Annotated in this window: 1 protein-coding gene; it reads right to left on the bottom strand. The window is 60.6% G+C overall.

Annotated elements, in window-relative coordinates:
* A partial coding sequence (locus EP26_RS36000) for a HAMP domain-containing protein (RefSeq protein ID WP_157033993.1) occupies positions 1-911 on the bottom strand: 911 nt, incomplete at its 3' end.
* Between the last annotated feature and the right edge of the window lie 1,056 nt (positions 912-1,967).

The following is a 1,967-nucleotide window of genomic DNA, read 5'->3' as shown; positions in this document are numbered from 1 at the left end:
GCCAGGGTGCTCGACAGCTGCCCCACCGCACCCTCAAACCCACGCGTCAGCGCCTCCAGCCGCGCCGCACGCTGCACCTGCACCTCCTGCAGCCGGGCCTGCTCCGCCTGGAGTTGAACAGCCTGGGATAGGCTGTCGCGAAGTTGCATCATAGCTGCAGCGATGCGGCCCAACTCATCCCTTCGCTCCGCACCTGGCACGGCAGAAGCGAGATCGCCGGTGGCCATCGCTGTCAGCCGATCCGTCGCTTGCGCCATGGGTGTCAGTACAGACCGACGGACAGTAATGACCGCAGCAATACCGCATATCAGCACGAGCGGCAGGACGAACACCACGATTAGAATTGTTTGACGCTGGCCGGATGCATAAACCTCGGCACTGAGTTGATCAGCCAACTCTGCAGCGGCTTTCGAGTTTTCACTGATGGCGTTGTTAAGCGCCTGGCGATTGGCCCGGTTCTGCTCATTGTTCCCCTGCGCATCCGCAGCCGCTGCACCAACCTCGACCCCTAGCCTGGCGGTTTCTGTGCGAAAGCGAACAAAATCGGCAACTGTCTCTTCGAGCTTGGCAAAAGCCGGTCTCTGCTCTGCTGGAACCAGAACTTTCCACTGAGCAACGTCGCGTTGCAGTTGCTCTAACCGGGACCGTAATGCCGCGGCAAACCGCTGGGCCTCAGCCGCCGTCTTGGCCATATAAATACCGCGGGATTCAGCGACGACGGCGAGAACATGGGCGTTGACGCGCTCACCAGCCCGAGCAGCATTGGCCGCGCGAAAAGCCTCGACGCTCTCGAATGTATTATTTCTGAGCATGTAAGAACTCGCTATTGCAGCCACCAGCGCGGACACCGCCAATAACGAGAAAATGAGGTAAATTCGAACGGACAAAGACCTCTGCAGGAAATTTAACATTGTTTTCTATCGTCCATTTTCAGGGTGTTTGGCCGTAACCAGTTCGATTATGTGATAGTATTGTGTTGACCCATGGCGATTCATTGCCGCACGAGGGCAAGCTCCGGGCGTTTATTCTAGCGCGTTTAGTGTGCAAAAAGCAACGAAATGCTTGGTATGATAATGTCTGTGGCGTACCGGGTGCTGTCTGCTTCTCGCCGCGGAAGTGCCACGCCCCCTACACAGCTCTGTCTCGGCTGGGTCATGGCAGGCTGAACTCTGAGGACGTGTGTGAGATAGGCAATGTGGCCCGCTGTATGGCCGCTAGATCTGAAAGCCACACCCCAAACGGGCCGACGCCGCTGAGGCTGTTTCAACATCAGCAATCCCGATCTGCTGTGCCATGAGTCGGGAAACCGGCTACCGATACCGGCGCCAACGCAACGCATCCGCGCTGACCTCCCGCCGGTGCGGCCTTTGCCAGGGCCAAGCACAGGCTTGCATTGCCGTCCTGGACCAGAGATGCCCGTCTGAGGCGGCCTGGCCCGCCGCCGATGGTTATCTGGTTGAGAGTCCGACGGGGGTGCCGTTGGGTCGGTTCGGCAGCGAAGGGTGTGGAGGATTGGATTCCATACCAGACGTTTCCCCAGTGAAGACCGCTTCATCGCGCCCTGGCTGCGGCGGGACATCGGCATGTGTTGGTGGTGTGTGATCGGCGGCAATGGAGCGCGTAGGTCAACCTCACCTGCTGGCCACCGGCAAGGCGGCCTGAGCGAGAGATCCCCGTGACAACTCTGCCATACGCGGCCTGTGGGGATTCGACCCGACCGCGCCGTGGGCCGCCGGCATGACGTTCTCTATCCGGGGCCGAGCTGCGGGCAGAGGAGCACGATGCGACGTGCGATGCTGGGGGTGTTGGGATGGCTTCCCATCCTGTCACAATTCTCGCTCGCTGGCTGAGCAGCTGCAGGACGTTATCGTCGATCGTGCCCCGGGGCGTGGTGTAGGAGCAGTGCTCCTTGGCGGGCTGTGCCGCGGGCGTCAGGCAGCCGCGACTGGCAGGCTGACGGCAGAAGT

The organism is Belnapia moabensis DSM 16746, from assembly GCF_000745835.1.
Lineage (GTDB): Bacteria > Pseudomonadota > Alphaproteobacteria > Acetobacterales > Acetobacteraceae > Belnapia > Belnapia moabensis.
Note: the sequence above shows the minus strand (reverse complement) of the source record. Positions and strands in the feature narration are given on the sequence as shown.